Raw genomic sequence first — 25,971 nt, 5'->3', positions numbered from 1 at the left:
CTTTCCCCTTGCGGGATTTGTAGCCAATAACACTTAGTGCCCGCGGCGGTGCCGCGAATCAGGCTAGATCTTCTACGGACGCGGATTCGTTGCGCGACAGGTTGATTCCCAGGTTCGCAGCTGCGCGCTCCAGGTCCTCGTCGTCACCGTCACGCATCTCGATCGCCGCACCGTCAGAAGACAACACCTCGACGTTGAGGCACAGCGACTGCAGTTCCTTGAGAAGCACCTTGAACGACTCGGGGATGCCCGGCTCGGGGATGTTCTCGCCCTTGACGATCGCCTCGTAGACCTTGACGCGGCCGACGGTGTCGTCGGACTTGATCGTCAAGAGCTCCTGAAGCGTGTACGCCGCGCCGTAGGCCTGCATGGCCCAGCACTCCATCTCGCCGAACCGCTGACCACCGAACTGCGCCTTACCGCCCAGCGGCTGCTGGGTGATCATCGAGTACGGACCGGTGGAGCGGGCGTGGATCTTGTCGTCCACCAAGTGGTGCAGCTTCAGGATGTACATGTAGCCGACCGTCACCGGGTACGGGAACGGTTCACCACTGCGGCCGTCGAACAACTCGGCCTTGCCGTCCTGATCGACGAGCGTGACGCCGTCGCGGTTGGGCAGCGTCGAGCTCAGCAGACCCTGCAGCTCGCCTTCCTGAGCGCCGTCGAACACCGGCGTCGAGACGATGCTGCCCGGCTCGGCCTCCAACAGCTCCTTGGGCAGGCTGGCCGCCCAGTCCGGTGACCCGTTGATCTTCCAGCCGGCCTTGGCCACCCACCCGAGGTGGGTTTCCAGGATCTGGCCGATGTTCATCCGTCGCGGCACACCGTGTGTGTTCAGGATGATGTCGACGGGAGTGCCGTCGGGCAGGAAGGGCATGTCCTCGACGGCCAGGATCTTGCCGATGACGCCCTTGTTGCCGTGGCGTCCGGCCAGCTTGTCGCCGTCGGAGATCTTGCGCTTCTGCGCGACGTACACGCGGACCAACTCGTTGACGCCGGCGGGCAGCTCGTCGTCATCCTCGCGGGAGAACACGCGGATGCCGATGACCTTGCCGGACTCACCGTGCGGCACCTTGAGCGACGTGTCGCGGACCTCGCGCGCCTTCTCACCGAAGATCGCGCGAAGCAGTCGCTCTTCCGGGGTCAGCTCGGTCTCGCCCTTCGGCGTGACCTTGCCGACCAGGATGTCGCCGTCGCGGACCTCGGCGCCGATGCGGACGATCCCGCGCTCGTCGAGGTCGGCCAGCACCTCATCGGAGACGTTCGGGATGTCCCGGGTGATCTCCTCGGCGCCCAGCTTGGTGTCGCGGGCATCGATCTCGTGCTCCTCGATGTGGATCGAGGTGAGCACGTCCTCTTCGACCAGGCGGTTGGAGAGGATGATCGCGTCCTCGTAGTTGTGGCCTTCCCACGGCATGACCGCAACGAGCAGGTTCTTGCCGAGTGCCATCTCGCCGTTCTCGGTGCAGGGACCGTCGGCGATCACCTGGCCGCTCTCGACCCGGTCGCCGGCATCGACGATCGGGCGCTGGTTGGCGCAGGTGCCGTGGTTGGACCGCGCGAACTTGCGCATCCGGTAGGTGTGCCGGGTGCCGTCGTCGGCCATCACGGTGATGTAGTCGGCGGAGACCTCCTCGATGAGGCCCGCCTTGTCGGCGACGACGACGTCACCGGCGTCGATCGCGGCACGCAACTCCATGCCGGTACCGACCAGCGGCGCCTCGCTGCGCACCAGCGGAACCGCCTGGCGCTGCATGTTGGCACCCATCAGGGCGCGGTTGGCGTCGTCGTGCTCGAGGAACGGGATCATGGCCGTCGCGACCGACACCATCTGGCGCGGCGAGACGTCCATGTAGTCGACCTCGCTGGCCGACACGAACTCGACCTCGCCGCCCTTCCGGCGAACCAGGACGCGATCCTCCTCGAAGCGGCCCTTCGCGTCGGTCGGCGAGTTGGCCTGCGCCACGACGTGGCGGTCCTCTTCGTCGGCGGTCAGGTACTCGATGTCGTCGCTGACCACACCGTCGTTGACCTTGCGGTACGGCGTCTCGATGAAGCCGAACGGGTTCACCCGCGCGTACACCGACAGCGAACCGATCAGGCCGATGTTCGGGCCTTCCGGTGTCTCGATCGGGCACATGCGGCCGTAGTGGCTCGAGTGCACGTCGCGAACCTCGAGGCCGGCGCGCTCACGGGACAGACCGCCGGGGCCCAGCGCCGACAGGCGGCGCTTGTGGGTCAGACCCGACAACGGGTTGTTCTGGTCCATGAACTGGGAGAGCTGGCTGGTGCCGAAGAACTCCTTGATGGCCGCCACGACGGGACGGATGTTGATCAGGGTCTGCGGCGTGATCGCCTCGACGTCCTGAGTCGTCATCCGCTCGCGAACGACACGCTCCATGCGGGACAGGCCCACCCGGATCTGGTTCTGGATCAGCTCGCCGACGGTGCGCAGGCGACGGTTGCCGAAGTGGTCGATGTCGTCGACCTCGACCGGCACCTCGGAGCCGCCGGGCGCCGTCATCGTCTGGTCACCCTGATGCAGGCGGACCAGGTACTCGATGGTGGCGACGACGTCCTCTTCGGTCAGCGTCGAGCTGGTGATCGGCTGGCCGACATTGAGGCCCAGCTTCTTGTTCACCTTGTAGCGGCCGACGCGGGCCAGGTCGTAGCGCTTCTCCTTGAAGAACAGGTTCTCCAGCAGGGTCTGCGCGGACTCCTTGGTCGGCGGCTCGCCCGGGCGCAGCTTGCGGTAGATGTCCAACAGGGCCTCGTCGGTGCCCGCGGTGTTGTCCTTCTCCAGCGTGCCCATCATGATCTCGGAGAAGCCGAAGCGCTCCACGATCTGCTCGTTGGTCCAGCCGAGCGCCTTGAGCAGCACGGTGACCGGCTGACGGCGCTTGCGGTCGATGCGCACACCGACGGTGTCGCGCTTGTCGACATCGAACTCGAGCCAGGCGCCACGGCCCGGGATCACCTTGACGCTGTGCAGCGTCTTCTCGGTGGACTTGTCGATGCTCTCGTCGAAGTACACACCCGGCGACCGGACGAGCTGGGACACCACGACACGCTCGGTGCCGTTGATGATGAAGGTGCCCTTTTCGGTCATCATCGGGAAGTCACCCATGAAGACCGTCTGGCTCTTGATCTCACCGGTGTTGTTGTTGATGAACTCGGCCGTGACGAACAGCGGGGCCGCGTACGTCATGTCCTTGTCTTTGCACTCGTCGACCGGCGCCTTGACTTCGTCGAAGCGCGGGTCCGAGAAGGACAGCGACATGGAGCCCGAGAAGTCCTCGATCGGCGAGAGCTCGGTGAGCACCTCTTCGAGGCCACCGACCGGATCGACGGCGTCGCCGCGGAGCTTGGCGTTTTCCTTCCAACGCTCCGAGCCGATCAGCCACTCGAAAGAATCGGTCTGTACGTCAAGTAGCCCCGGAACCTCGAGCGGTTCACGGAGCTTTGCAAAGGAAATTCTGTTTGGTGCTCCTGGTACGGAGTTGGTTTCTACTGCTGACTTGGATTGGCGGGACCCTGCCAAGATGCATCCTTCCAGCACCTCATGCGACTGTCCGGAGGGCCTCAAAGGGGCTTGAGCGCCGCTTCCTTCGTAATCGCGATATCTGCGTCGGTTCGGCTGGCTTTCTCAAGCCCAAAGCCACCGGACGCACGACACACGACTAGGTCACTGAGCGGACTCAGGCTAGGAGGCGTCAAGAGCCAGGTTTAGGAGGGCAGGATGCAGCCAGCGCAACGTCCAACAGTACCGCAGGACGGCGTATTCCTCAACATCTGCATGCAAAAGCCACTGGGCGCTGGCTGGCGTCCTGAACCCTCACACACATTCTGCCCAACAGATTGACCCCTCGGAGCGTTTCCGTCAAGAGATAACGCGGTGTTTGGTGTGGAGTTTTGCGTTGAGACGCAGTTTGCGGCGCATCGAAATCAACCTCAGGCGGCGACGGATCCCGCGCAGCCGGCGGCCGTCGAGGTCGGCTCGCGCAGGCATCCCGGCTGGAGAGTGAAGAGACCACCGCTCATCGCCATCAACGGCTCGAGGAAGTTGAGCAGGTACGGCCTACGCAGCGAATTCGGCAGGTCGACGAGGGTGGCCTGGCCCGCCGGCGTGTCGATCGTACGGGTTTCACCGCTGTCGAGGTAGATGCCTTCGGCCCGATCGCCGTCGAACATGTCGTTGACCCACCCGACCATCAAAATCTCGGCCGCCGAGACGTTCTGCGGCGTCGAGAAGCCCGCCACGAGTTGCTGCGAGAATTGGATGAGGAAGTTGCCGCCCCGCATCGTGTCCACGTGGGAGCCGCCGGCCAACGTCACGCCGTAGAACGGGGCGTCGGGTCGCGCCGCAATCAACGCATCGGTGCCGCTGCCGAACATGTTCCACATGTACTTCGGCGCAGCCAGCTGATAGATCGGGATGCCCGAGTCGACCTTCTGGAGGTCGCTGACCATCTGGCCGTTCAACCCCACGCCGTCCAACAACACCACGCCGGCCAATCGATCATCGATTTCGGCATCGGTCATGTAGCCGGCGATACCGGACACCGCGCCGCCGCCGAGCGAATGGCCCATCAGGACCACCTTCTTCCACTTGAGCTCCCCCTCGTAAGGGGTCGCCCCAAGACTCTCCTCGAGCGCCGTGTTGTTCGGATCGAACAGGCCGGCCATGGCCTGGTGCATGGGCGCCCCGCCGAGCCAGCACTGGTCGTACGCCAGGAAGTTCGACGTGATCGACGGTGCGACGACGATGCTGTTCGTCTGTTCTGCCAGCGTCGCGGCGGTGTAGCTGTACCACGGACCGGCGGCCAGGAACCCGTGCTGCAGGTAGATGATTCGGTCCGGATCGGGGTTCTCCGGGATGTACCAGTCGACGGGGACTTCCTCCCCTTCGCCGGGTGCGCATCCGCAGTCGATCCGCAGCCTCGAGCTGTACACCGTCACGGTGCTGTTGGGCGGAAGAACCGGCGGGCCGCCGATCAACCGGGTGACGAACCCGTACAGACCGAAGACGATCGTGCCGATCACGTCCAACACGATGTTCAACGGTCTCGCGGCGGCGATGGAGTTGATCTCCGCGGCGGCAGGGGCCGAGAACGCCACCGGAGCGAACTCGGGGATCTCCGTCTGCTTGGTCAGTTCTTCGAACTCGGTTGTCAACGGGACAAGTGCGTGTTCCTCGCCCGACTGGGATTTGGTACCGAACAGGGCGTTTCTCTCGACATCGTCGAGTTCGGAGTTCAACGAGACGTCAAGATCGTCGACCAACGTCTGGTCCAGGTTCGCCGATTGTGATTCGTCTTGGCCGTCGTTCGAACGCCCGGCGTCGCCGAGATCGGGCTGCTCGACGGTGTCGACGATTTCGCCGGCGTCTCCGTCTGCGTCAGGGATGCTCTCGTCGATCAGCTCGTCCTTGACGTCCTCGTCCTTGACGTCCTCGTCTTTGAGTTCCTCGTCCTTGAGGTCATCCGTGAGCTCGTCCGTGATGTTGTCGTCGGTCTCAACGTCGCCGACGTTCGGCTGCTGGCCCGCAGGGACGTCGCCTTTCTGGTCCCCGTCGTCCTTCAGACCGATCCCCGGGGTCACTCCCGCGCCCGGGTCGTTCTTGTTTCCGCCAGGATCCGATGATTCTGAAGTTTTCGTGCCGCCGCCGTCTGCGGAGTCGCCTTCGGTTGCCGTTGCCACACCCGCCCCAGCCAGCAACGCCGCTGAGATACCTGCGGTGACGACACCCGTGCCCAACCACACCCAGAACCGGTCGACCATGACTTCTCCTGTTCGCTGATCGCGTGAAAGATAGCGCGCATAGTCAGCTTGCACGGCAGATTCCACGATCCCGTCAATATATAGGTGTTTGCTCTGCTCCTGAAAATCGTGCTACGAGGAGGCCCGCTCGACGCGGATCGGCACGCCGGTCAGGCGTGCCATTCCGGCCAGCGCCTCGATGTCCTCGGGGTTGCTGGACATCAGTTCGTTGACGTTCGCTCCGCCGGCACGGTTGGCCAACCGCCAACCGGCGGTGCCCTTGTGTCCCCACCCGTGCGGCACCGCCACGACCCCGGCGACGATGTCCTTGGTGACGATGACGGGCACCTCGATCTCGCCGTGCTGCGACGCGATGCGCACGACGTCGCCGTCGGCGATGTCGGCCGCCGCCGCGTCGTCGACGTGAATGCGGGCATGCTGGATTCGTTCGCCGCGCATCAGCAGCGGGGCGTTGTGCAGCCACGAGTTCTCGGAGCGGGCCTCACGCATGCCGATCAGCCGCATCGGATAAGCCTCGGGGGCTTCGCGGCGCGCGAGCTTGGCGACCTCGGCGGCGATCTCGTCGTGCCGCAGCCTCACCCGTCTGCCGCGGTACACGACGGTGTCCCCGAGCACGCCCTCACGCAGGTTCGGCGCCAGCACGAAGCCGTGGGGATGTTCTGCGGTCAGCCGGGCGAAGGACAGTCCACCGCGTCGCAGCCCGAACCGGTCACCGGCCTCCCCCAGCCGGATGACGGCGTCGACCAGCGCGCGCGGAGTCAGTCGAACCCCGAACAGCGACAACATCTTTCGAGTAGCGGCCAGCATCGCAAACCCGGCCGTTCGGCGCCCTAGCCGCGAAGAGAGATCGTCGATGATCTCCCACTCTGGGCGCGCCTGGCCCATCGGGGCGATCACGGGCTCGGTGGCCTGACGGAACGGTGTCGGCTGCAACGTCTGGAACGGCAGCGGAAAGTCGTCGCGCTCGTACATCGACGCGGCGGGCAGCACGTAGTCGCAGTGCGCGAGCGTCTCGTTGACGTACAGATCGATGCCCACCATCAGGTCCAGGGACTCCAGCGCTGCTTCCAACTCGTCGCCGTTGGGCACCGATAGCACCGGGTTGCCCGCGCTGACGAGCAACGCCTTCACCTGACCGCGTCCCGGCGTGGTGATCTCCTTGGCCATCACGCCGGCGGGCTCTGATCCGAGCACCGAGGGGAATCCGCCGATGCGCGAGCGCCTGCGGGAGTAGACCGTGCGCAACAGCGCACCGCCCGCCATGCCCAGCCACCGCTCGCCGGGCAGCCCGATGCGGCCGAACATGCTACCGCCCGCGACGTCGAGATTGCCCGCCACCAAGTTGACCGCATCGAGCAAATACGTTGTGAGCGTGCCGTTTTCGCCGATGCTTGTGCCGACCCGTCCGTACACCGCAGCGCGTTCGGTGCGGACCAGGTCGCGGGCCAGCGTCCGCACGGTATCGGGGTCGATGCCGGTGCGCACCGCGGTCGCCTCCGGGCTGAACGGCCGGGCGAGCTGCTCGAGCCAGCCGTCGCCGTCGGCTTGGCGGGCCAGCCGGGTCCGGTCTACGAGGTTCTCGCCGAACATCACCTGCAGCAGTGACAGGAGCAGGTACGCGTCGCCGTCGGGAATGATGCCCAGCCATTCGAACTGTGCGGCGGTTTCGGTCTTGCGTGGGTCGACGACGACGACGCGGCCGCCGCGCTTGACGATGTCGTGCATGCGGTCCTTGATCCGCGGCAGGGTGAGCACACTGCCGTGCGACACAACGGGATTGGCGCCGATCACGACGAGCAGATCGGCGCGAAGGACGTCGGGCACCGGCAGCGCCAGCGGCGTGCCGTACAGCAGCTGGCTCGCCACGAACCGGTTGTTGACGTCCTGGCTGCCCGCGGTGAACACGTGCATTTTCGGACCGAATCCGAACATGAGGCTGGCCAGGCTCAACGTGTGGCTGTAGCTGAACGCGCCCGGGTTGCCGTAGTACCAGCCGACGGCGCCGGATCCGTGCCTGCGATGAATGTCGGTCAGCCGGGAGGCGATGTCGGACATCGCCTCGTCCCAGCTGACGGGTTCCCATCCGCCGCTGCCCGTGCGACGCAGCGGTTCGGTGACTCGGTCGGGATCGTTGACGATCTCGGTGAACGCGACACCCTTCTGGCACGCGAAACCCGCCGAAACCGGATGGTCCTTGTCGGGACGCAACGCGGTGAGGCGGCCATCCTCGACGGTCGCGATCATGCCGCACAGCGGCTCGCAGATCCGGCAGAACGTGACTTTTTGAACGTGAGCCTTTCGCTCGGTGGTCATGCTCCCCCTAACCTTCGGCTGGGGGGACCCCCACTTCGCGCAAGCGCTCATCGACGGCCACCGGCTTGCTACCTCTCGACGGTCCTGGTCTCGACCGTCGGGCTGTCGACGGTCGGGATGACACCCGTCGGAGCGTCGTCATCGTGGCGACCCCGCGGCGAGGCTTCCTGAGTCGCGAACTCGTGCGCCTGGTACTTGTGGGTGCCTTCGAGATCGTCGCGGATGGCCTCCTGCGCTGCCGGTGGCAGCGTGTGCAGGATTTCGCGGACGCGGGCCTGGCGACGGGCCACGGCCTGACGTTCCGGCATACCCGGGGTTGCCTGGATCTGCGGCGGCACACCCTCGATCTCCTCGACGCCACCGTCGTGGTGGCCGGCGTCGAACATGGCCTGCTCCTCGGCCATCGTCGACTCGTCCTTCTCCTCCGACATACCGATCGGCCCGATACGGCGGCCGTTGAGGAACTGGCGCACCACCGGCTCGTCGGAGGTCAGCAGCACCTCGCGCGGACCAAACATCACCAGCTTCTTGCGGAAGAGCATGCCCATGTTGTCCGGCACGGTCCGCGCGATGTTGATGTTGTGCGTCACGATCAGGATCGTGCAGTCGATCTGCGCGTTGATGTCGATGAGCAGCTGGGACAGGTACGCGGTACGAACGGGGTCCAGACCGGAGTCCGGCTCGTCGCAGAGGATGATCTGCGGGTCGAGCACCAGCGAGCGCGCCAGGCCGGCACGCTTGCGCATACCACCGGAGATCTCACCGGGGAACTTGTTCTCGTCACCGCCCAGACCGACGAGGTCGAGCTTCTCCATGACGATGTTGCGGATTTCGCTTTCCTTCTTCTTGGTGTGCTCACGCAAGGGGAAAGCGGTGTTGTCGTACAGGCTCATCGAGCCGAAGAGGGCACCGTCCTGGAACATGACACCGAACAGGGTGCGGATCTCGTAGAGCTCCTTGGCCGTGCACTCGATGATGTTCGTGCCGTCGACGATGATCTTGCCGCGCTCGGGTCGCAGCAGCCCGATCAGCGACTTCAGGAACACCGACTTGCCGGTACCGGACGGGCCCAGCAGAACGCTGACCTCGCCTGCCGGAACCTCTAGCGTGACGTCTTCCCAGATTCGCTGGGGCCCGAAGGACTTGGTAAGCCCCTCGACCTGAATTCCAATGCCCACGCGGGGATCCTTCCGCCAATGTCGCAGGCCACAGGGCTCCCGCCTGTGGCTTGAGTCACTGTAGCGTACGCCGTTAGCGAGCACTGGCGATGTGTCACGTCCGATACCGCGGATGCTCCCGATTGGAATTAACTTGCACGTCAAACTGGGTGCGGCCGGGGGGCGCGACGGACCCCTCCGAAGGCGCGGGCAACCATCTTCGCGACGTTTGCGGAATCGGTGTCATCTTGCTTGTTTCCTGGCGCGGCGTGGCGATGGCGAATAGCTCGGCGCCGGGTCGAGGGAGTCACCCGCCTAGTCGATGATCCGCCAGTTGTCCTTGCCGATTTCGACTGCCGTCACTTCGACGGTCTTTTCGACGGAATTCTCGTCGACCGCCGTACAGGTGAAACTGTCGCCGATGGGGACGATTTTGACACCGCTACCGCATTGCACCGTGACCGGGAAGCCCATCTTCGATTCGATGTCCTCGCCAAGCAGCCGCCCTGTGCGAGCCATGTCGTAGACCACGTCCAGCGTGGTGAAGTCGACGTTTCCGTCGTCGTCGGCCACCTTGACCTCGACCCGGACCGGTTCGCCTTCCACTTCTGCGGTGCAGATGAAGGTGTCACCCTTCTCGGGGTCCGGCTGGTCTCGTGGGCATGTCACTTTCGGAGCATTCGGAGTGATCTCCGAATAGGTGCCCTTGAGCTCGTCGGAGATGGACTTCTCCAGCTTGTCGTAATCGGGACCGCCGGCGGAAAAAGAGAAATTGCACGCCGTCAGGAACAACATCGGTGCTGCGATGGCGGCAACTGCGACACGTGGCACGGCGACAATCACGAATTCACGATAGGCGTAACTGACGCGTGCGACAGGCGTACGACCGGGTTCGCGCACGTGTCCGGCAACTCCACATACGACAAACCGCCCGGGATCGTGCTGATCCCGGGCGGCTCGTACGGTTCGAACTACTTGACGGTGACCGTCGCGCCGGCAGCCTCGAGCTTGGTCTTGGCTTCCTCGGCGGCCTCCTTGGCGACCTTCTCGAGCAGCGGCTTGGGAGCGCTGTCGACGAGGTCCTTGGCCTCCTTGAGGCCCAGGCCCGAGACGATCTCGCGGACGACCTTGATGACGCCGATCTTCTTGTCGCCGGCACCCTCGAGGATGACGTCGAACTCCGACTGCTCCTCGGCGGCCTCGGCCGGTGCACCACCGGCGGCGGGGCCGGCAGCCGCGACGGCGACCGGAGCGGCGGCGGTGACCTCGAAGGTCTCCTCGAACTTCTTGACGAACTCAGAGAGCTCGAGCAGCGTCAGTTCCTTGAACGCGTCGAGCAGGTCGTCGGTGGACAGCTTGGCCATGATGGTCCCTTTCTTACTTACCTAGGTACTGGATTGGTGGTGGGTTATTCAGCGGCGTCGTCGGACGCTGCCGGGCTTTCGGATGGCGCCTCGGCGGGCGCCTCGGCGGCCTTCTTCTCTTGCAGCGCCGCGAACAACCGGGCTGCCTGCGACTGCTGTGCGGTGAACAGGCCAGCGGCCTTGGACAGATTCGCCTTCATCGCGCCGGCCAGCTTGGCCAGCAGAATCTCGCGCGATTCCAGGTCGGCGATCTTCTCGACCTCGGAAACGCTCAGGGCGCGGCCGTCCATGTAGCCGCCCTTGATCACGAGCGCCTTGTTGTCCTTGGCGAACTTCTTGATCGCCTTGGCAGCGTCGACGGCTTCACCCTTGACGAACGCGATCGCGGTGGGTCCGACGAAAAGCTCGTCGAGGCCCTCGATGCCCGCTTCCGCCGCGGCACGCTTGACCAGCGTGTTCTTGGCGACTGTGTAGGTAGCGGATTCACCGAGCGAACGGCGCAGGTCTTTGAGGTTGGCAACCGTCAGCCCGCGGTACTCGGTGACGAGCGTCGCCGTCGAGTCCTTGAACTGCTCAGCGATGTCGGCAACCGCGGTGGCCTTTTCAGCCTTGGCCATGCATGCCTCCTCGTAGATGGGGACCGCAGCAGCCGAGAAGGAATCATGTCCGGAAATGACGAACGCCCCGACGCAGACAGGTCGGGGCGCACAGAAACTGCACTAGCCTCGTCCTCCTGCGTGGGCCGCCGGGCAAAGCCGGACCTTCAACCGATTTCTCGGTGACCAACGGTCTTCGGTAGAACGCCGCCAAGAATAGCCGACAACCCGCCGATCAGCCAAAACGGCCCGCAGCCCCGCCGCGCGGCCAACCCCTTCCGGCGAGCGCCCGTGTCTGCACAGCGACACGCCGCATTCTGCGTACATTTTGCGGTCGCTCACCGGCTACGAGCGCGCAGCAGTCACCTCGGCGAGGGCCGCCAGAGTGGCCAGGTGGTCGTCGACGGTCGCCAGCCCATGGCCCATCGTGCTGACGGCCACGTGGGTCGCGCCGGCATCGGCCCACGCGGCCAGTTCGGCAGCCACCGCGTCCGGCTCGATCGAGCTCCTCACCTGACCTTGCAGCCCCAGCGCAGCGGGATCGCGTCCCGCGGCGACCGCCGCGTCCCGAACCGCCGCGCGGGCCTCGTCGAGCTGTGGCCCCGGACCCGTCATCGGAAACCAACCGTCGGCCAAACGCCCGATCCGGTCGTAGCCCCTCGCCGACGCGGCGCCGATCCATACGGGGATCGGCCGCTGCACCGGAAGCGGTGACAAGCCGGCACCGGTGACCGTGTCGAATCTGCCCTCGAACGTGACGCTGCGCTCGGTCCACAGCCGTCGCATGAGTTCAATCTGCTCCTCGGAGCGCGCCCCGCGGACCCTGAAGTCCTCACCCAGTGCGTCGTATTCGACGGCGTTCCAACCGATTCCGACACCGAGTCGGAACCTGCCCTGCGACAGCAGGTCGACTTCGGCGGCCTGCTTGGCGACCAGTGCGGTCTGGCGCTGCGGGAGAATGATGACGCCGGTGACGAATTCGAGAGTTGTCGTGGCCGCCGCGAGGTATCCGAACATCACGAACGGCTCGTGGAATGTGGTGTCGACGTCGTAGTACCCGCTCCACCCTTTGTGCACGGCCGGGTCGGCCCCTAAGACGTGGTCGTAGGCGAGCAGATGGTCATACCCCAGCGCTTCGACTCCCTGCCCGAACGCGCGCACCGCACCGACGTCGCCGCCCAGCTCGGTTTGGGGGAACACCACTCCGACACGCATCTGCACACCTTCCCACGCAAATCTCACGAATCCGGCGCGCAAACCGACCGCGGTGGTGCGTCAGCGCGCCGAAATCACCAGCGCCGCGGCGCCGACCAGTCCGGCGTCGCCGCCGAGTTCGGCGGGCACCACGCGCAGATCGCGGATGAAGTCCAGTCCTGCGTAGGTGTCGAGCACCGCGCGCAACGGGTCGAACAGCAGTGCGCCCGCTTTGGCGACGCCGCCGCCGATGACGACGAGGTCGAGGTCGCAGACCGCGCCGACGGACGCGATCATCGCGGCGACGGCCGTCGCACCCCGGGTGAACGCTTGCAACGCCACCGCATCGCCCGCGGCCGCGGCGTCGGCCAGTTCCTTGGCGTCGGCGTCGACGGGCGCATTCCATCCCTGCTCCCTGGCCCATTGCGCCATCCGTGGGCCGCCGGCGATCGTCTCGACGCACCCGCGACCGCCGCACGCGCACGGTCGACCTTCGGGGTCGACGACGACATGGCCGACGTGTCCGGCGTTGCCGGTGCGACCGTCGTAGGGCGCGCCGTCGAGTACCAACCCGCCGCCGACACCGGTGGACACCACCATGCCGAGCAAGAACTCGGCGTCGCGGCCCGCGCCGCGCCAGCGTTCCCCCATCGCCATGCACAGTCCGTCGCCGCCCAGCCGCACGGGTGCGTCGACCATCGCGGCCACCCGGTCGACGATCGGAAAGTGTTGCCACTCGGTGATGTTGATCGGGCTGACGGTGCCGGCGGGCACATCGATCGGGCCGGCGGATGCGATGCCGACGCCACCCACCGCGCCGCCGGCCGTCGACAGTGACTCGGCGACAAGCGATTCCACCACTGCCCAGATCGCCTCGGCATCGCCGTCGGGCGTCGGGCGCTTCGCCTGGTGGACCAGAGCGCCGTCAGCGTCGACCAGTCCGGCGGCGATCTTCGTTCCGCCGATGTCGATTGCAAGTGTCGGTAGGGTCATCAGTGCCGGTGGGTGTTGTCGGGCTGGCGGGGATCACCGGGATGTTCGTAGCCGGGCGCCAACTCGACGAGTTCGGCGCACCGGGCATCCAGCCACAGCCGGAACGCGCGACGCCGAGCCACCGCGCGCAGGTGTTCGGCGACGTGTGCGGTGTCGGGGAAACGTGACGGGTTCCGCGCGTCATACGCCGCGACGGCCTCGTCGGTCACGTCGACGGATTCGGTGACCCTCACGAACAGCGCTCGCGCCAGGGGGTCGCCGAGGATGGCCGCCGCCACGCTGCCGATCTCGAGTCGCGCGGTCATGTCCGGCAGCAGATCGTCCTCGGTCGGCGCGCCGTCGGCGCCGAGCCCGCGAGCGTCGGCCTCAGCAGCAACCACGCGTTCGGTCACGAGAAGCTGTGTCAGCCAACGCCTTAGCTGCCGTCCCTCGCTGGTGCCGGGCCGCGGAAGCGCCGACGCCAAACGTGACGACCGCAGCCGCGCCTCGCGTGCGTCCACGTCGTGCACCGGCACGGGCACCCCACCGACGATCGCGGCGGTCATCGGACCGCCACCTTCACCGCCGGCGTGTACAGCAGCTGACCGGCGCCTGCGACACGGATCAGCGCCCACCATTCGCCGGGCTCCAGCCACGCCGGCGGCGTCACGTCGAAGCTGAGTTCGACCGTGCCTCTGGCCGCCAGTTCGACGCCGGTCGCGCCGGGCCCGATCCACTCCCACGTTCCCCACGGGCTGATCAGGTGCGCTTCGACGGCGAGGTCTGCGTATGCGTCGGTGGCGACGCCGACGGTCAGCGTGGCGCGTTCGCCGGCCTTGATGTCGACGGGCTGCGGGTCGGCCACGATCCGCAGCAGTCTGTCCTCGGTCGGTGCAGCCACGGATACGACGCACACGTCCTCGACCACCTGGCGCCACGACGGTGGCATCGCGACATGGTTGCCGGTCAGTGCGAGTTCCGCCCTGATCGGATACAGGCCCGGTGGCACGGTGGGCGGCGCGCTCACGACCACATCGGTCGCGAGGTGCTCACCCGGTGGCAGCATGAACGGCAGCTCGTGCGGATCGGTTGTCCAGCCGTCCGGGCACAATAGCCGCACGTGGCCGTGCAGCACCGTGTCGCTGCAGTCGCTGGCGATCGTAAGCCGCAGCTGCCCATCAGAATTCGGCTCGACGGCAATGTGCTGCGGATGCAGGTGTGCGACGGCGGGCAGGCCGCCGAGCGGCGCGGGCCCACGGTTGTGCAGCCAGTACCGTGCGTACAGCGGTTGCGCGGCCTCCGCATCGGGCCCCAGGACCGTGTGGTCTGCGTCCAGAACCTTTGGCAGGTTCAGCCGGGTCAGGATGGTGGCGATCTCGAATCCATGCAGGGCGAGTTGCTCCGAAGACAGCTGCTGGACCCTGGGCTGTTCGAGTAGATCGACACGGGCGGCCGCCGAGACGCGGCGCAGGCCCGACCGCACTTCCACCTGGGTTGCCGCACCGGAGGTTTCGATCAGGCGTACCGCGACACCGTCGGTGGGATGGACGTGCCTGCCGCTGCCCGCCGCCACCGGGTTGCCCGCCGCCTTCAATGCACCGAGCTGCACGACGCCCGCCGGCTCGATCTCCAACAGCGAGCCCCACGGCGGCAAACCGCCTGCGGCGCTGGTGTTCTCGGTTACCGCCAGGGGTGGGCGGGAGAACTCCGCACTGCGGGCCGGGATCGCGGCGTCGCGCCAGTCGCCGTCGCCGGAGACCACCGCGTATTCGAACGTGTGCGTCCAGTGCTGGAGCTGGAAGTTGGACCCGTCGGGTGCGGTGCGCCTCGGCGGGTCGATCCAGGTTCCCGACGGCCAACCGGAGCACGAGCGCATCAGCGACGTGTGTAGCGTGCCGTCCGAATCGACGGCGAATCCCGGCATTCCGCGATTGAGCACCGCGACGGTACGCGCCTCGAACGGTTGCAGGCCGGCGGGCGCGTTCTGGTCGACGGCGATCTCGAAGTCGGCGAGGTCCTCGACGAGCGACTCCACGGCGACCTCGAGTTCCGATCCGGCGACGAGGAGTACCGGCAGCGCCCGCACCGGTCGGAGATCCGCGCCCGGCACCCAATGGTCGGCAAGCGGCGCGGTGGCGGGCACCCAGACCCTGGCCCGGCCGTTCGCCTGCAACTGACGCTCAAGCTCTTCGCGGTAGGCCGCGTCGGCATCAGCCAAAACCGCTGCGGTGAAGGCATTCTCGTCAGGCCCGCCGAGTGCGATGCGGGCATCCGGCAGGTTGGAGTCCACGCCGAGGTCGCCGTAGCGCGGGCGGTCGGCGCCGCTGCACGTCGCGGTGACGCCCGCGCGTGCGAGCGCGACCATCAGCGGGCGCGCCAGCGGTGCCGACGCGGACTCCCTCGGGGAGATGACCTCGGCCACCGATATCGCGCGCACACCGTCGCCGACCCGGATCCGCACGGCAGACGACAGGCCGAACCAGCCGTACGCCGGGTTGTCCAGAGTCCACGGATGCACAGCGGCGTCGACGGCCGACTCCTCGCCCCTGTCGTGCAGCAGGCCGAACCCGCGCCCTATCACCGCATCTCCGACCTCGCTGACCGGTAGCGCACCCGGCACCGGACACGGCCAGCGCAACCGCAGCAGGCGGTCTTCACCGGTGAACTCGTCTACCGTGGTGCTGCACTCGACCCGCGCAACATCTCGCCACAACGTCAGAGTCTGCTTGTAGCGCAGCAGCACTCCGATGCGGCCGGTGACGACCAGCCGCTCACCGAGAGGGCCGCGGTAGGCCTGAACCTCGGCTCGGCCCGCCGACGAGCAGACGACGGGCCCCTTCGGCAGCAGATGCCATGGGCCTTCGCCGGCCTCGGGATGCGCGGGGTATTCGTCGTAGACCGCCAGTTCGTTGCCGACCTTCCCGGCGGCGATCAGTTCACGGTCGGAGGCGGTCTCGATTAGCGAGATCACCCCACCGCCGCGGTCGGGGTCGACACGAAGACGATAGTGGCCGTTGCCGATCTCGTTCCCGTCCAGCGGCTTCCAGTCGTCGGAGCCCAATCCCGGTGTCAGTCGGTAGGACTGCCACCCCAGCGACGGCACGTCACGCGCGAGCCAGCGGACCACCCGTCCCCCGTGTTCGACGTGGACGGGGACCTCGGCGCCGTCGGAGTCGAGCACCTGCACACCGGGGCCGACGGGCTCGTCGAACCGGGCCGTCACGATGTCACTGCGTTTGTGCGCCAACGCGTTCCAGACGACGACGCTTCCGTCTACGGCACGCGACAGCAGCGCCAGGGCGTTGTCGCGGATCGTCGTACCGAGTTCCCACGCGTCGCGCCACCCCGTCAGCAGGTCGAGGTAGACCTGATCGGATTCCGAGCCTGTGATCGCATCGTGGTGTGCGCCGTAGACGAGCTGCACCCACGCCTTGGCCAGGGTCGCCTCGGGGTACGTCGCACCGCCGAGCAGACCGGCGAACACCGCGAACTTCTCGGCGTCGAGTACCGCGTCCTCAGTCGCCCGGTTGGCCTGTTTGGTGTCGATGTACGAGACGTGGCAGCCGGTGTAGATCGGGTTCATGTCGCGCGTCTGCGGTGAGGCGTCGACCCCGCGCTCCGTGAGCTCGTCGCGCACCGCGGCGAAGAACTCGTTGGGCAACGCGCACACGAACTTCGGCCACGTGTAGCGCGCATTCCAGTCCCGGTGGATCTCGGTGACCCACTTGTTCGGCGGCGTGTAGTCGGTGCCGACGGGCAGCAGCACGTTGCGCGTGAGCGCCACCTTCTTCAGTCCCGTGAACAATTCGTACGTTGCGGCCTCAGCCTCCTCGAGCGTCGCCGCCGAATCCATCCACCACCCCGCGGCGTAGTGCGCTGGCATGTAGTGGGTGAGCAGTCCGCGCCCCGACGGAGCGATCCACTCGAACTCGCTGTTGAACTGCATGCGTTCGGGGTCGCCGCCGCCTGCCATCGGGCCCCACTGGTGGTGCGGGCCGCGCGCCCACGAGCTGGAGGTCAGCCCGGCGTCGGCGGCCATGCCCGGGAACTGGGGGTCGTGTCCGAAGGCGTCGAGCTGCCATGCGGTGGCCGGGTCGGCGCCCAGGATGTCGCGCTGAAAACCGATGCCGTGAACGAAGTTCCGGATCGTGGTTTCGGGACTGGTCAGATTCGTGTTGGGTTCGTTGTAGGTGCCACCCATGATCTCGACCCGGCCGTCGGCGATGAACCTGCGCAGGTCGGCACGCTCCTCGGGGTGGGTGTCCCAGAACGGCTTGAGGTAGTCGACCTCGGCGAGCACGAACTTGTATTCGGGTTCGCGGCGTGCCATTTCGAGATGGGCGCGTACGAGGTCGAAGCCGTTGGTCTGCCGGCAGCGCCCGGGCGGGTCTTCGGTCCACACGCTGGTATAGGCCGCCTGGGTGTTCCACCACACCGGGTCGTAGTGGAAGTGGCTGATCATGTGCATCGTCCAGCCGGGCTCGGCGACGGTGAACGCGAACCCGGTGATGCTGTCCCCCGCGATCACCCGCGCGTCGCGCTGCTCGCCGACTTTCGGATCGGTCACCACGACGGGCACCTCGCTGATGCCGTCGCCGGGACCGGCCTGCGCGCGCCCGGTCAGACCGTCGCCTTCGATGCGCACGTTCCCGCCGCCGTCGGTGTAGGCGACGCGCACCAGTTGCTGCGGCGCATGCGACGGCCCTGTGAAGAGCTCCGTCGACTCCGCGGAGATCACGTGCACCCCAGAACCCTACGGCGTCAGCGCCTCGATATGTCGATGACGAGCGCACGGTGATCCGAGATCGACAACCTCGGCGCAACGCAGCGCTCCACGCGCAACCCGTCGTCGTCGGTCAGGATGTGGTCGAGTTGTGTCTCGGGCGCGTCGGCCGGGAACGTCGGCGCTTCGCCGAGCGCACGCAGCCCGCTCAACCGCCCGGCTTTGGCCGGCGCCATGTTCAAATCGCCCATCAGCACGTGCGGGCCAGGGAAGCCGTGCAGGTCGCGCATGAGCAGGCGCAGCTGCCGCCGGTTCCAGCCGGGCACGAACGACAGGTGGGTGTTGGCGACGGTGAGCGGGCCGACGGGGGTGTCCAGCCGGGCGAGAACCGCCGCCCTGGGCTCCTCTTTGACGACCTGCACACGGTTGGGTCCCCGCAGGTACATCGGGAACTTCATCGGAATTCGCGGCAGTCGAACCACCTGCCACGCGTCGGCGGGATACCGCGACAGCAGGGCGATGCCGTAGGCGGCGGTGCCGGGTTGCTCGCCACCCGTCGCGGCCATCCACGTCGCGCCGGGCGTACCCGCGATCGCGGCGACGAACCGATGGTTCGTCGCCTCCATGGCCATGGCGGCGACGGCGGTCAGATCGGCCATTCCGGAGCGGGGCTGGTCGAGGTCGACCTCCTGCAGGGCCAGGATGTCGGGATCGATTTCCCGGATCGCGTCGACGAGCCGGTCACGGTGCACCAGCCCGTCGTGAACGCTGCGTCCGTGCAGGATGTTGAAGGTGGCCATCCGCATGGGTACTCCCATACCCGTAATGGTCCCCCGCCGATCAGGAGAAACGTGCCCGCACGAAATGACGACCTGCGCGACGCACTGAAACGTGCCGCATCGGCCCTGCGCGCCCAGGGCCCGGATTTCGCGCTGGCCGGCAGCTACGCGCTGTGGGTGTTCGGCGGTCCCGAACCCGTGCACGACGTGGACTTCGTCGTCGCCGAGCTGGACACCGAGAAGGCGGCCGCCACGCTGGAGGACGTTGGATTCAACATCGAGCGAACGCCTGAGGACTGGCTGTTCAAGGCATGCGTCGGCGATGACTTCGTCATCGACGTGCTGCACCGTCTCAACGGTGTGCCTGTCGAGGCGCAGGCGATCGAGGACGCAGCGGAGCACGACGTGTTGGCGGTCAGGATGCGGGTGCTCGCGCCGACCAGCGTCGTCACCGAGAAACTCAACGCCCTCAACGAACACAACTGTGATTTCGCGGCCTTACTGCCCGGCGTGCGCGCGGTCCGCGAACAGCTCGACTGGGACCACTTGCGAATCGCGACGAAGGACAACGACTTCGCGATGGCGTTCCTGTTCCTCGCCGATCGCCTCGACCTGACGGCTTGACGGTGGTCGAGGCTAAGTTCACTCACATGCGCTCTGGTCTGACCATCGGCGAATTCGCGACGCTGACGCGGCTGAGCGTGCGCACGTTGCGGCGCTACCACGCAGCCAAACTCCTCGAGCCGGACACCGTCGACCCGTTTACCGGTTACCGGTACTACGCGCCCGAGCAGATCCCGACCGCTCAGGTCATCCACCAGTTGCGACAGCTTGACGTGCCGCTGGCCGAGGTGGAGTCCATTCTCGCCGCCGACGATCCGCAGCGGCGAGCCGGCGTGATCGCGGGTCATCTGCAGCGCCTCGAAGCCGAGCTGGACCGCACCCAGGCGGCCGTGACCTCGTTGCGCCGGCTACTGAGTCCCGATCCCGACGAGTTCGGTATTGAGTTGAGAGCCGAACCAGCACGCACTGTCGTGGCCATCAAAGATCATGTGCAGCTCGATGATTCACTCGAGTGGTACGACTCCGCGATGGCCGAGTTGGACGCGGCGTTTCCGTCGGCGGAGCGGACGGGTCCGCCCGGCGGGCATTTCGCCAACGAATTGTTCACCGAGGGCGCCGGGACGATGGCCGTCTACCGGCCGGTTCGAGCACCCCGCCCTTCCGGCCGAATCGAGGTCGTCAAGCTGCCCGCCGCCGAACTCGCCGTGACGGTCCATCCTGGGCCGCACGATGACATCAATGTCACCTACGGTCGCCTCGGGACCTGGGTGGTTACGCACGCGCTGGCGGTGGACGGTCCCATCCACGAGGTCTACACGGTGGGGCCACGCGACACCGCCGACCCGGCACAGTGGCGCACCGAGATCGGCTGGCCGGTGTTCCGGCTCGCCCAGGCGTGACGTCCTAGCGGGGGAAATCAGCTCCGCGCGAGAGTGTTTCGCTCGATCGGATATCAGCCAGGTTCTGCTCGATGGCGGCGACCGCGGCGTCGAACCCGCCGCTGCCGAGAACAAGTCGTCGGGGCGGCGAGTCTTGGGTCATGGCCGCTATCACCGCGCGTGCGCCGCGTCGCGGATCGCCGGGCTGCACGCCGTTCTGGTCGATGAACTCTTGACGCACCTGCTCCAACATGGGTCTGTACTCGGTGATGGTCTCGGTGATCGGCTCGTCGGCGAAGCCGGCATAGGCCCGCGTGCGAAACGCTCCCGGTTCGACCGCCATCACGCGGATGCCCTGTGGTGCAACCTCTTCCCGGAGCACCTCGGTGACGGCCTCGACGGCGAACTTGGAGGCGCTGTAGTAGCCGAATCCAGTCGCGCCAAGCAGACCCGCGACCGACGATATGTTGACGATCCAGCCGCTGCCGCGGGCTCGCATACCCGGCAGAACCGCCCGGATGACCGCGAGCATGCCGAAGAAGTTCAGGTCGAACATCGCGCGCACGGCGGCCTCGTCCATGCCCTCGATCGACCCGTACCAGCCGCGGCCGGCGTTGTTGACCAGCACGTCGATCCCGCCGAAATGCTCCTCGGCCGCGCGTATCGCCTCCTGAACCTGCCCGGCATCGGTGACGTCGAGTGGGACGACGAATGCGCGTTCCCCGTAAGCCTCTGTCCACGAACGCAATTCGTCGGGACGGCGTGCGGTGAGCACGACTTGGTCGCCGATCTCGAGCGCAGCTTCGGCGAAGGCCATGCCGAACCCGCCAGGCGTGCCACCGGTGATGAACCATGTCTTCGACATCAGGGCTCGATCACCAGTCGGCTGATCAGTGCACCGTCCGTGGTGAACCGGAAATGCAGGTCGGCGACGCCACCCGGGAAGTCACCTTCCAGGTGTTGGACGACGTCGATGCGCGCCGGATCCAGCGTGGTGGCGCCGACGAAATCGGTGGTGAAGGTGTACTCGGTTCCGGCACTGTTGAGCCAGCCGCGGATCTCGTCGATGCCGCGGTAGGTGTGGCCCTCGTCGGTCACGACCGCGTCGGCGGCGAACGTCTTGATGGCCGTGGCGGCGTCTTTGGCCTCGTGCGCGGTCAGGTAGGTCGTGATGGTCGCGGGCAATTCGTCCCACGACGTCGTCATCTGTTGTTCGTCGATTCTCATGCCTCAACGGTGGGGTCTCCCGCAGGGAGAGAGTCAAGCCCTGCGGCACGGCGCAGTCGTTGCGCGACGACATCGACCGCGCGGACCACCTCGGGCGGTTCGAGAACTTCGAAGTCGTGGCCGACGGTGGCGAAGTAGAAGATCATCCGTTCGGGGTCGTCGGCGCCGGTGGTGACGATGCAGGTGTTGGGACCGTCGGGTTCGATGGTCACCGATGCCGGTGAGAAGTGTTGCGCCAAGGCCTCTTGGGCCGCGTGGAAGCGAACCCTCGCCACATAGCGGTACGGCGAGCTGCTGATCGACTTCTGGACGTATGCCGCGGCATCAGGTGCGTCGCGGGCGGTGAACGTGCTGCCGAGCGCGCGGACGTCGGCCATGCGGTCGAGTCGCAGGCTGCGCCAGTCCTGCTTGTCGCGGTCGTAGGCCAGCAGGTACCAGCGTCTGCCGGTGGTCACCAGTTGGTACGGCTCCAGGCGTCGTTGTGTCGCATTGCCGCGAATGTCGACGTAGCCGCAGCTCACGTGCTCTCGGTCGCGGCACGCGCGCGCCATCGTCATCAGGACGTCGGGTTCGACGGCTTCGGTGGAGGACGGCGAGGTCAGGGTGACGGTGGCGTCGTGCACCGCGGCGACCTGAGACCGCAGCCGCGACGGCATCACCTGATCGAGCTTGCTCAGCGCCCGCAGGGCGGACTCGCCGACGCCGGCGACCGTGCCGCCCGCCGCGAGCCGGAGGCATACGGCCATCGCGACGGCCTCGTCGGGATCGAGCAGCAACGGAGGCAATGCGGCGCCGGCGCCCAGCTGATAGCCCCCGCCGTGGCCCTTGCTGGCGTGCACCGGATAGCCCAGGTCGCGCAGTCGGTCGACGTCGCGGCGGACACTGCGGGTCGTCACGCCGAGTCGCTCGGCGAGTTCTTCGCCGGTCCATACCCGGCGCGACTGCAGCAACCCCAGAAGCTGCAGCACCCTGCTGGTCGTTTCCGCCATGTCGTCGACTCTGTCGTAGTTATAGGACCGAAACTGTCCTATATGTGATTCAGGGTAATCGTATGAACATGACGACGAACATGACCACGGAGTTGGCGTTCCAGCTCGACTTCCACTGGACGCAGGCACTGCGTCCGCGGTTGGAAGGGCTGACCGATGACGAGTACTTCTGGCAGCCGGTGCCGGACTGCTGGACCGTGCACCCGGACGGCGGGGTGGACTTCGCGTATCCCGAACCGGAGCCGGCGCCGTTCACGACGATCGCGTGGCGGCTCGCGCACGTGATCGTCGGCGTCTTCGCCGTGCGCAATCACAGCCATTTCGGCGCGCCCGAGGCGAGCTACGAGACCTGGTCGTACGCCACTGACGCCGCGACGGCGCTTGGTCAGCTCGACGAGCAGTATCGAGTGTGGGCCGAGGGTGTGCGCGGGCTGTCCGAGGATGACCTGTGGCGGCCGTGTGGTCCGGCGGAGGGGCCGTACGCCGACTATCCGATGGCCACGCTTATTCTGCACATCAACCGCGAGGTCATCCACCACGGCGCCGAAATTGCTTGTATCCGAGATCTTTACGCCCACACCACCACGAAGGGAAAGTAGCGATGCCAGGAATGCCTCCACCTGCTGCCGACGAGCGACAGACGTTGATCGAGTTCCTGCGGTTCAACCAAAACGCGTTCGTCTCGGCGGCCTACGGCTTGACCGACGAGCAGGCGCGATCGACGCCGTCTGTCAGCGCGCTGTCGGTCGGCGGACTGATCAAGCACGCCACCAACGTCCAGAAGGGTTGGGTGGGACGAGCGTCCGCGGCGCCGGACATGCCACCGCGCGACGATCGCCCGATGGAAGAGATCATGGCGGAGTATGCCGATCAGTACGTGATGCGCGACGACGAAACTCTTGCCGACCTCCTCAGCGAGCTGGCCAGGCAAAACGCCGAGACGTTACGCGTCTTCGCCGAAGCCGACCTCGATGCACCGGTTCCCGTCCCGCATGAGGTGCCGTGGTTTCCGCACGACATCGACAACTGGTCGGTGCGCTGGGTGGCCATGCATCTCATCGAGGAGCTGGCACGCCACGCCGGGCACGCCGACATCATTCGCGAAAGCATCGACAAGGCAACGATGTACGAGCTGATGGCTGCCAACGAGGGATGGCCGGAGACCGACTTCATCAAGCGGTGGAGGCCGCGCCAGGACGCCGCGACCTAGTCTCGAGGGATGCACACGCGCAGTGGGACGGCGGTCTGCGGGGAAGTCGAGCTCTATTACGAGGATCTCGGCGACTCCGCGGCTCCGCCTGTTCTGCTGATCATGGGAGTGGGCGCGCAGCTGCCGATGTGGCCGGACGGCTTTTGCGAGCAGTTGGTCAGGCGCGGCTATCGGGTCATCCGGTACGACCACCGCGACATCGGGTTGTCCACCAAGATGACCGGCCACCGCGCCGCGGGATCGGTGTATCGGCGCGTGGCGCGTTATGCGGTCGGTCGGGGTAGTGCGGTCCCGTACACGCTGGTCGATATGGCCGACGACGCGAAGGCGCTGCTGGACTTTCTGCAGATCGAGCGCGCTCACGTGGTCGGTGCGTCGATGGGCGGGATGATCGCGCAGGTGCTCGCGGGCAATCACCCCGACCGGGTGGGCTCGCTGGGCATCGTCATGTCGAGTTCGGGCAGGGCGTTCTCGGCGCTGCCGCGGTGGCGGGTCATCAAGCTGGCGTTTGGCGGACCGGGCAAGGACGCGCCGTGGGAGGACAGGCTGGCGTCGGAGGTACGCAACATCTCGATCATCAACGGCCCGAATTTCCTTCCGCCCGTTGAACAGCTGCGGCGACGGGTCGAGGATCTGCGGGCGCGCAGCGATTACCCGCAGGGCATGTTGCGGCAGTTCGACGCGATCCTGGGCACGGGGAGCTTGATTCGGTACACGCGCAGCATCGTGGCGCCGACGGTCGTGATCCACGGCTCGGAAGATCCGATGGTGCGGCCACGCAATGGGCGCAACCTGGCGCGCATCATCGACGGTGCTCGTTATGTCGTCGTCGACGGCATGGGACACGATCTGCCCGAGCCGGTTTGGCGTCCGGTCGCCGAAGCGTTGACGGAGAACTTCGCGGCCGCGGCGCCTCAGGAATAGTCGGGCGTGTCGGCCCAGAAGGCGTCGTCGTCACGACCCATGCTTCGATCGGCTTCGTCACGGAGCGCGCCGGCTCGTTTGTGGATGTGGTGCTCGGTGGAGCGCGGCATCAGCCCGGGGCCGTAGACGCCGCGCCGGAGCCGACGGACCCGGCCGCGGCGCATTTCCCATCGCAGTGCATCTGACACGGATTTCGATGCCCGTCCAGGGATCGCAAAGCCCTGGTACTCGAGGAGCTCGATCATCTCGAAGATCGACGCTGGACCGTGTATGTCGAGGTTCACCGTGAGCATGTAGCGAAGCTCGATGCCCTGCAGCACCTTTCGACGTCGCGAATCTTGGGTCTCCACGATGCGACGTTGTCAGTCGAGTCAGACACCTGCGGCGTTGCGGCAGGCACACAGGCGACGTCTGTGGATCGACTTTTCGTTGGGGATACCCCGGCTCCGGGTCTCGCGGCCTCACGGCTTGCCGGTCTCCTGGACCAATGTGCCCGTGTGCCAACCTCACAGCGACTTTCTCGCTCAACTACTACAGCCACCAGCAACGTCAGCGACTCTGTCGCTCAGAGCTTGGCACCACGACATACTCCCCAGAGGGACCTCACGTTTCCCGGCGGTATCTCACCGCGCTGGAGCGCGAGAGCCGTGCACGCCAGCCCCCTGGCACGCTGGCCCTCCCGGATCGCCAGCCGGCACCTCAGACGCGCCCTCTCCCGGACCAATGTGCCTGTGTGCCAACCTCACAGCGACTTTGTCGCTCAACTACTACAGCCACCATCAACGTCAGCGACTCTGTCGCTCTGAGCTTGGCACCACGACATACTCCCCCAGAGCGACCTCACTCCAGCTCGGCGAGGGCCTTGCGGGCCGCCTCCAGTTCGGCTTCGAGGGCGGCGACCTTGGCAGCCTGCTGGGTGCGCGCCTCCTCGATCAGCTCGTCAATCGGGGCCGAGAGATCCTCGTGCAATTCCTTCGCGGCGCGTGAGACGGCTGCGGCCGCGACCGCGAGATTCCGCGCTCGATAGGTGGTCCCCTGCTTCAGCTCGGCCCGCCATTCTCCGTCGGCAGTACCGGTAACGGTCAACGTCAGCTCCAGCGTCTTCGGCTTCTTCGCAGCCGGCTTCTTGGCGGGGGCCTTCTTCGGCTTCTCCTCGACGGGCTCTTCGACGACGGGCGGAACCACCGGCGCCGGCGTGTCGAAGTTGGTGGGCTGCGCTTCGGGTGCCAGAGTATCTAGGGACATGTGTCTTGAGTCAAGAAGGTGGCAGGGTTTTGCTGTCGAGGTAGGCCTGTTTTGG

The 25,971-nt window shown here is 66.5% G+C and carries 22 protein-coding genes; 5 read left to right on the top strand and 17 right to left on the bottom strand.

Annotated elements, in window-relative coordinates; translation table 11 throughout:
* Positions 1-58 precede the first annotated feature (58 nt).
* From M1248_RS21955 to M1248_RS21900, 12 genes are all read right to left on the bottom strand, one after another.
* On the bottom strand, positions 59-3,541 hold the full coding sequence (locus M1248_RS21955) for a DNA-directed RNA polymerase subunit beta (protein ID WP_410506715.1): 3,483 nt from the start codon (positions 3,539-3,541) through the stop codon (positions 59-61).
* A 410-nt stretch (positions 3,542-3,951) separates the two neighbouring features.
* Positions 3,952-5,781: an alpha/beta hydrolase gene (locus tag M1248_RS21950; protein ID WP_317149721.1), complete on the bottom strand. Its 1,830-nt coding sequence runs from the start codon at positions 5,779-5,781 to the stop codon at positions 3,952-3,954.
* A 111-nt stretch (positions 5,782-5,892) separates the two neighbouring features.
* Positions 5,893-8,094, bottom strand: a complete 2,202-nt coding sequence (locus tag M1248_RS21945) for a molybdopterin-dependent oxidoreductase (RefSeq protein ID WP_317149720.1) — start codon at positions 8,092-8,094, stop codon at positions 5,893-5,895.
* A gap of 68 nt (positions 8,095-8,162) precedes the next feature.
* Positions 8,163-9,272 carry an ABC transporter ATP-binding protein gene (locus tag M1248_RS21940; RefSeq protein ID WP_163735301.1) on the bottom strand — a complete coding sequence of 370 codons (1,110 nt, stop codon included), beginning with the start codon at positions 9,270-9,272 and terminating at the stop codon, positions 8,163-8,165.
* Positions 9,273-9,566: 294 nt separating this feature from the next.
* Complete coding sequence (locus M1248_RS21935) at positions 9,567-10,094, bottom strand: DUF4333 domain-containing protein (protein WP_317149719.1); 528 nt, start codon at positions 10,092-10,094, stop codon at positions 9,567-9,569.
* Between the two features lie 128 nt (positions 10,095-10,222).
* Complete coding sequence (rplL, locus tag M1248_RS21930) at positions 10,223-10,615, bottom strand: 50S ribosomal protein L7/L12 (RefSeq protein WP_163735298.1); 393 nt, start codon at positions 10,613-10,615, stop codon at positions 10,223-10,225.
* 44 nt (positions 10,616-10,659) lie between these two features.
* The gene (rplJ, locus tag M1248_RS21925; protein ID WP_317149718.1) at positions 10,660-11,232 is read right to left on the bottom strand and encodes a 50S ribosomal protein L10; all 573 of its coding nucleotides are present in this window, start codon (positions 11,230-11,232) and stop codon (positions 10,660-10,662) included.
* A 324-nt stretch (positions 11,233-11,556) separates the two neighbouring features.
* Positions 11,557-12,426 (bottom strand): LLM class F420-dependent oxidoreductase, encoded by an 870-nt coding sequence (locus M1248_RS21920; RefSeq protein ID WP_317149717.1) that lies wholly within the window; start codon positions 12,424-12,426, stop codon positions 11,557-11,559.
* Between the two features lie 60 nt (positions 12,427-12,486).
* Positions 12,487-13,398, bottom strand: coding sequence for an ROK family protein (locus tag M1248_RS21915; protein WP_317149716.1), 912 nt, complete (start codon positions 13,396-13,398; stop codon positions 12,487-12,489).
* A complete protein-coding gene (locus M1248_RS21910) occupies positions 13,398-14,033 on the bottom strand; it encodes a malonyl CoA-ACP transacylase (RefSeq protein WP_410506714.1) in 636 nt (211 codons plus the stop codon). Before M1248_RS21910 ends, M1248_RS21915 begins: the two co-directional genes overlap by 1 nt.
* The gene (locus tag M1248_RS21905) at positions 13,940-18,121 is read right to left on the bottom strand and encodes an NEW3 domain-containing protein (protein ID WP_317149714.1); all 4,182 of its coding nucleotides are present in this window, start codon (positions 18,119-18,121) and stop codon (positions 13,940-13,942) included. Before M1248_RS21905 ends, M1248_RS21910 begins: the two co-directional genes overlap by 94 nt.
* A 17-nt stretch (positions 18,122-18,138) precedes the next feature.
* The gene (locus M1248_RS21900) at positions 18,139-18,906 is read right to left on the bottom strand and encodes an endonuclease/exonuclease/phosphatase family protein (RefSeq protein WP_317149759.1); all 768 of its coding nucleotides are present in this window, start codon (positions 18,904-18,906) and stop codon (positions 18,139-18,141) included.
* A gap of 45 nt (positions 18,907-18,951) precedes the next feature.
* Here M1248_RS21900 and M1248_RS21895 point away from each other — a divergent pair, with 45 nt between their 5' ends.
* Positions 18,952-19,503, top strand: coding sequence for a hypothetical protein (locus M1248_RS21895; RefSeq protein ID WP_317149713.1), 552 nt, complete (start codon positions 18,952-18,954; stop codon positions 19,501-19,503).
* A gap of 26 nt (positions 19,504-19,529) precedes the next feature.
* The gene (locus M1248_RS21890) at positions 19,530-20,342 is read left to right on the top strand and encodes a MerR family transcriptional regulator (RefSeq protein WP_317149712.1); all 813 of its coding nucleotides are present in this window, start codon (positions 19,530-19,532) and stop codon (positions 20,340-20,342) included.
* A 4-nt stretch (positions 20,343-20,346) separates the two neighbouring features.
* On the opposite strand, the gene M1248_RS21885 is transcribed toward M1248_RS21890, so the two are convergent.
* The 3 genes from M1248_RS21885 to M1248_RS21875 are packed head-to-tail and all read right to left on the bottom strand — an operon-like array spanning position 20,347 to position 22,537.
* Entirely contained in the window at positions 20,347-21,186 is an 840-nt protein-coding gene (locus M1248_RS21885; protein WP_317149711.1) for an oxidoreductase, read from the bottom strand.
* The gene (locus M1248_RS21880; RefSeq protein ID WP_232076368.1) at positions 21,186-21,548 is read right to left on the bottom strand and encodes a nuclear transport factor 2 family protein; all 363 of its coding nucleotides are present in this window, start codon (positions 21,546-21,548) and stop codon (positions 21,186-21,188) included. Before M1248_RS21880 ends, M1248_RS21885 begins: the two co-directional genes overlap by 1 nt.
* The gene (locus tag M1248_RS21875) at positions 21,545-22,537 is read right to left on the bottom strand and encodes a YafY family protein (RefSeq protein ID WP_317149710.1); all 993 of its coding nucleotides are present in this window, start codon (positions 22,535-22,537) and stop codon (positions 21,545-21,547) included. Before M1248_RS21875 ends, M1248_RS21880 begins: the two co-directional genes overlap by 4 nt.
* A 62-nt stretch (positions 22,538-22,599) precedes the next feature.
* Between M1248_RS21875 and M1248_RS21870 the strand changes: the two genes are divergently transcribed.
* Genes M1248_RS21870 through M1248_RS21860 form a run of 3 tightly spaced genes read left to right on the top strand, consistent with a single transcriptional unit; the run spans position 22,600 to position 24,671 of the window.
* On the top strand, positions 22,600-23,136 hold the full coding sequence (locus tag M1248_RS21870; protein ID WP_317149709.1) for a DinB family protein: 537 nt from the start codon (positions 22,600-22,602) through the stop codon (positions 23,134-23,136).
* A gap of 2 nt (positions 23,137-23,138) precedes the next feature.
* Positions 23,139-23,747 (top strand): DinB family protein, encoded by a 609-nt coding sequence (locus tag M1248_RS21865; RefSeq protein ID WP_317149708.1) that lies wholly within the window; start codon positions 23,139-23,141, stop codon positions 23,745-23,747.
* A gap of 9 nt (positions 23,748-23,756) precedes the next feature.
* Positions 23,757-24,671 carry an alpha/beta fold hydrolase gene (locus M1248_RS21860; protein WP_317149707.1) on the top strand — a complete coding sequence of 305 codons (915 nt, stop codon included), beginning with the start codon at positions 23,757-23,759 and terminating at the stop codon, positions 24,669-24,671.
* Here M1248_RS21860 and M1248_RS21855 read toward each other — a convergent pair.
* Together M1248_RS21855 and M1248_RS21850 are read right to left on the bottom strand one after the other, a co-directional pair.
* Positions 24,662-24,964: a hypothetical protein gene (locus tag M1248_RS21855; protein WP_317149758.1), complete on the bottom strand. Its 303-nt coding sequence runs from the start codon at positions 24,962-24,964 to the stop codon at positions 24,662-24,664. The genes M1248_RS21860 and M1248_RS21855 overlap by 10 nt on opposite strands.
* A 547-nt stretch (positions 24,965-25,511) precedes the next feature.
* Positions 25,512-25,916, bottom strand: a complete 405-nt coding sequence (locus M1248_RS21850; protein WP_317149706.1) for a DUF6319 family protein — start codon at positions 25,914-25,916, stop codon at positions 25,512-25,514.
* Between the last annotated feature and the right edge of the window lie 55 nt (positions 25,917-25,971).

Origin of the sequence: Mycobacterium sp. 29Ha (genome assembly GCF_032883055.1) — a bacterium.
GTDB classification, from domain to species: Bacteria; Actinomycetota; Actinomycetes; order Mycobacteriales; family Mycobacteriaceae; genus Mycobacterium; species Mycobacterium gallinarum.
The sequence above is the reverse complement of the archived record's forward strand: the minus strand, read 5'-3'. Positions and strand labels throughout refer to the sequence as shown.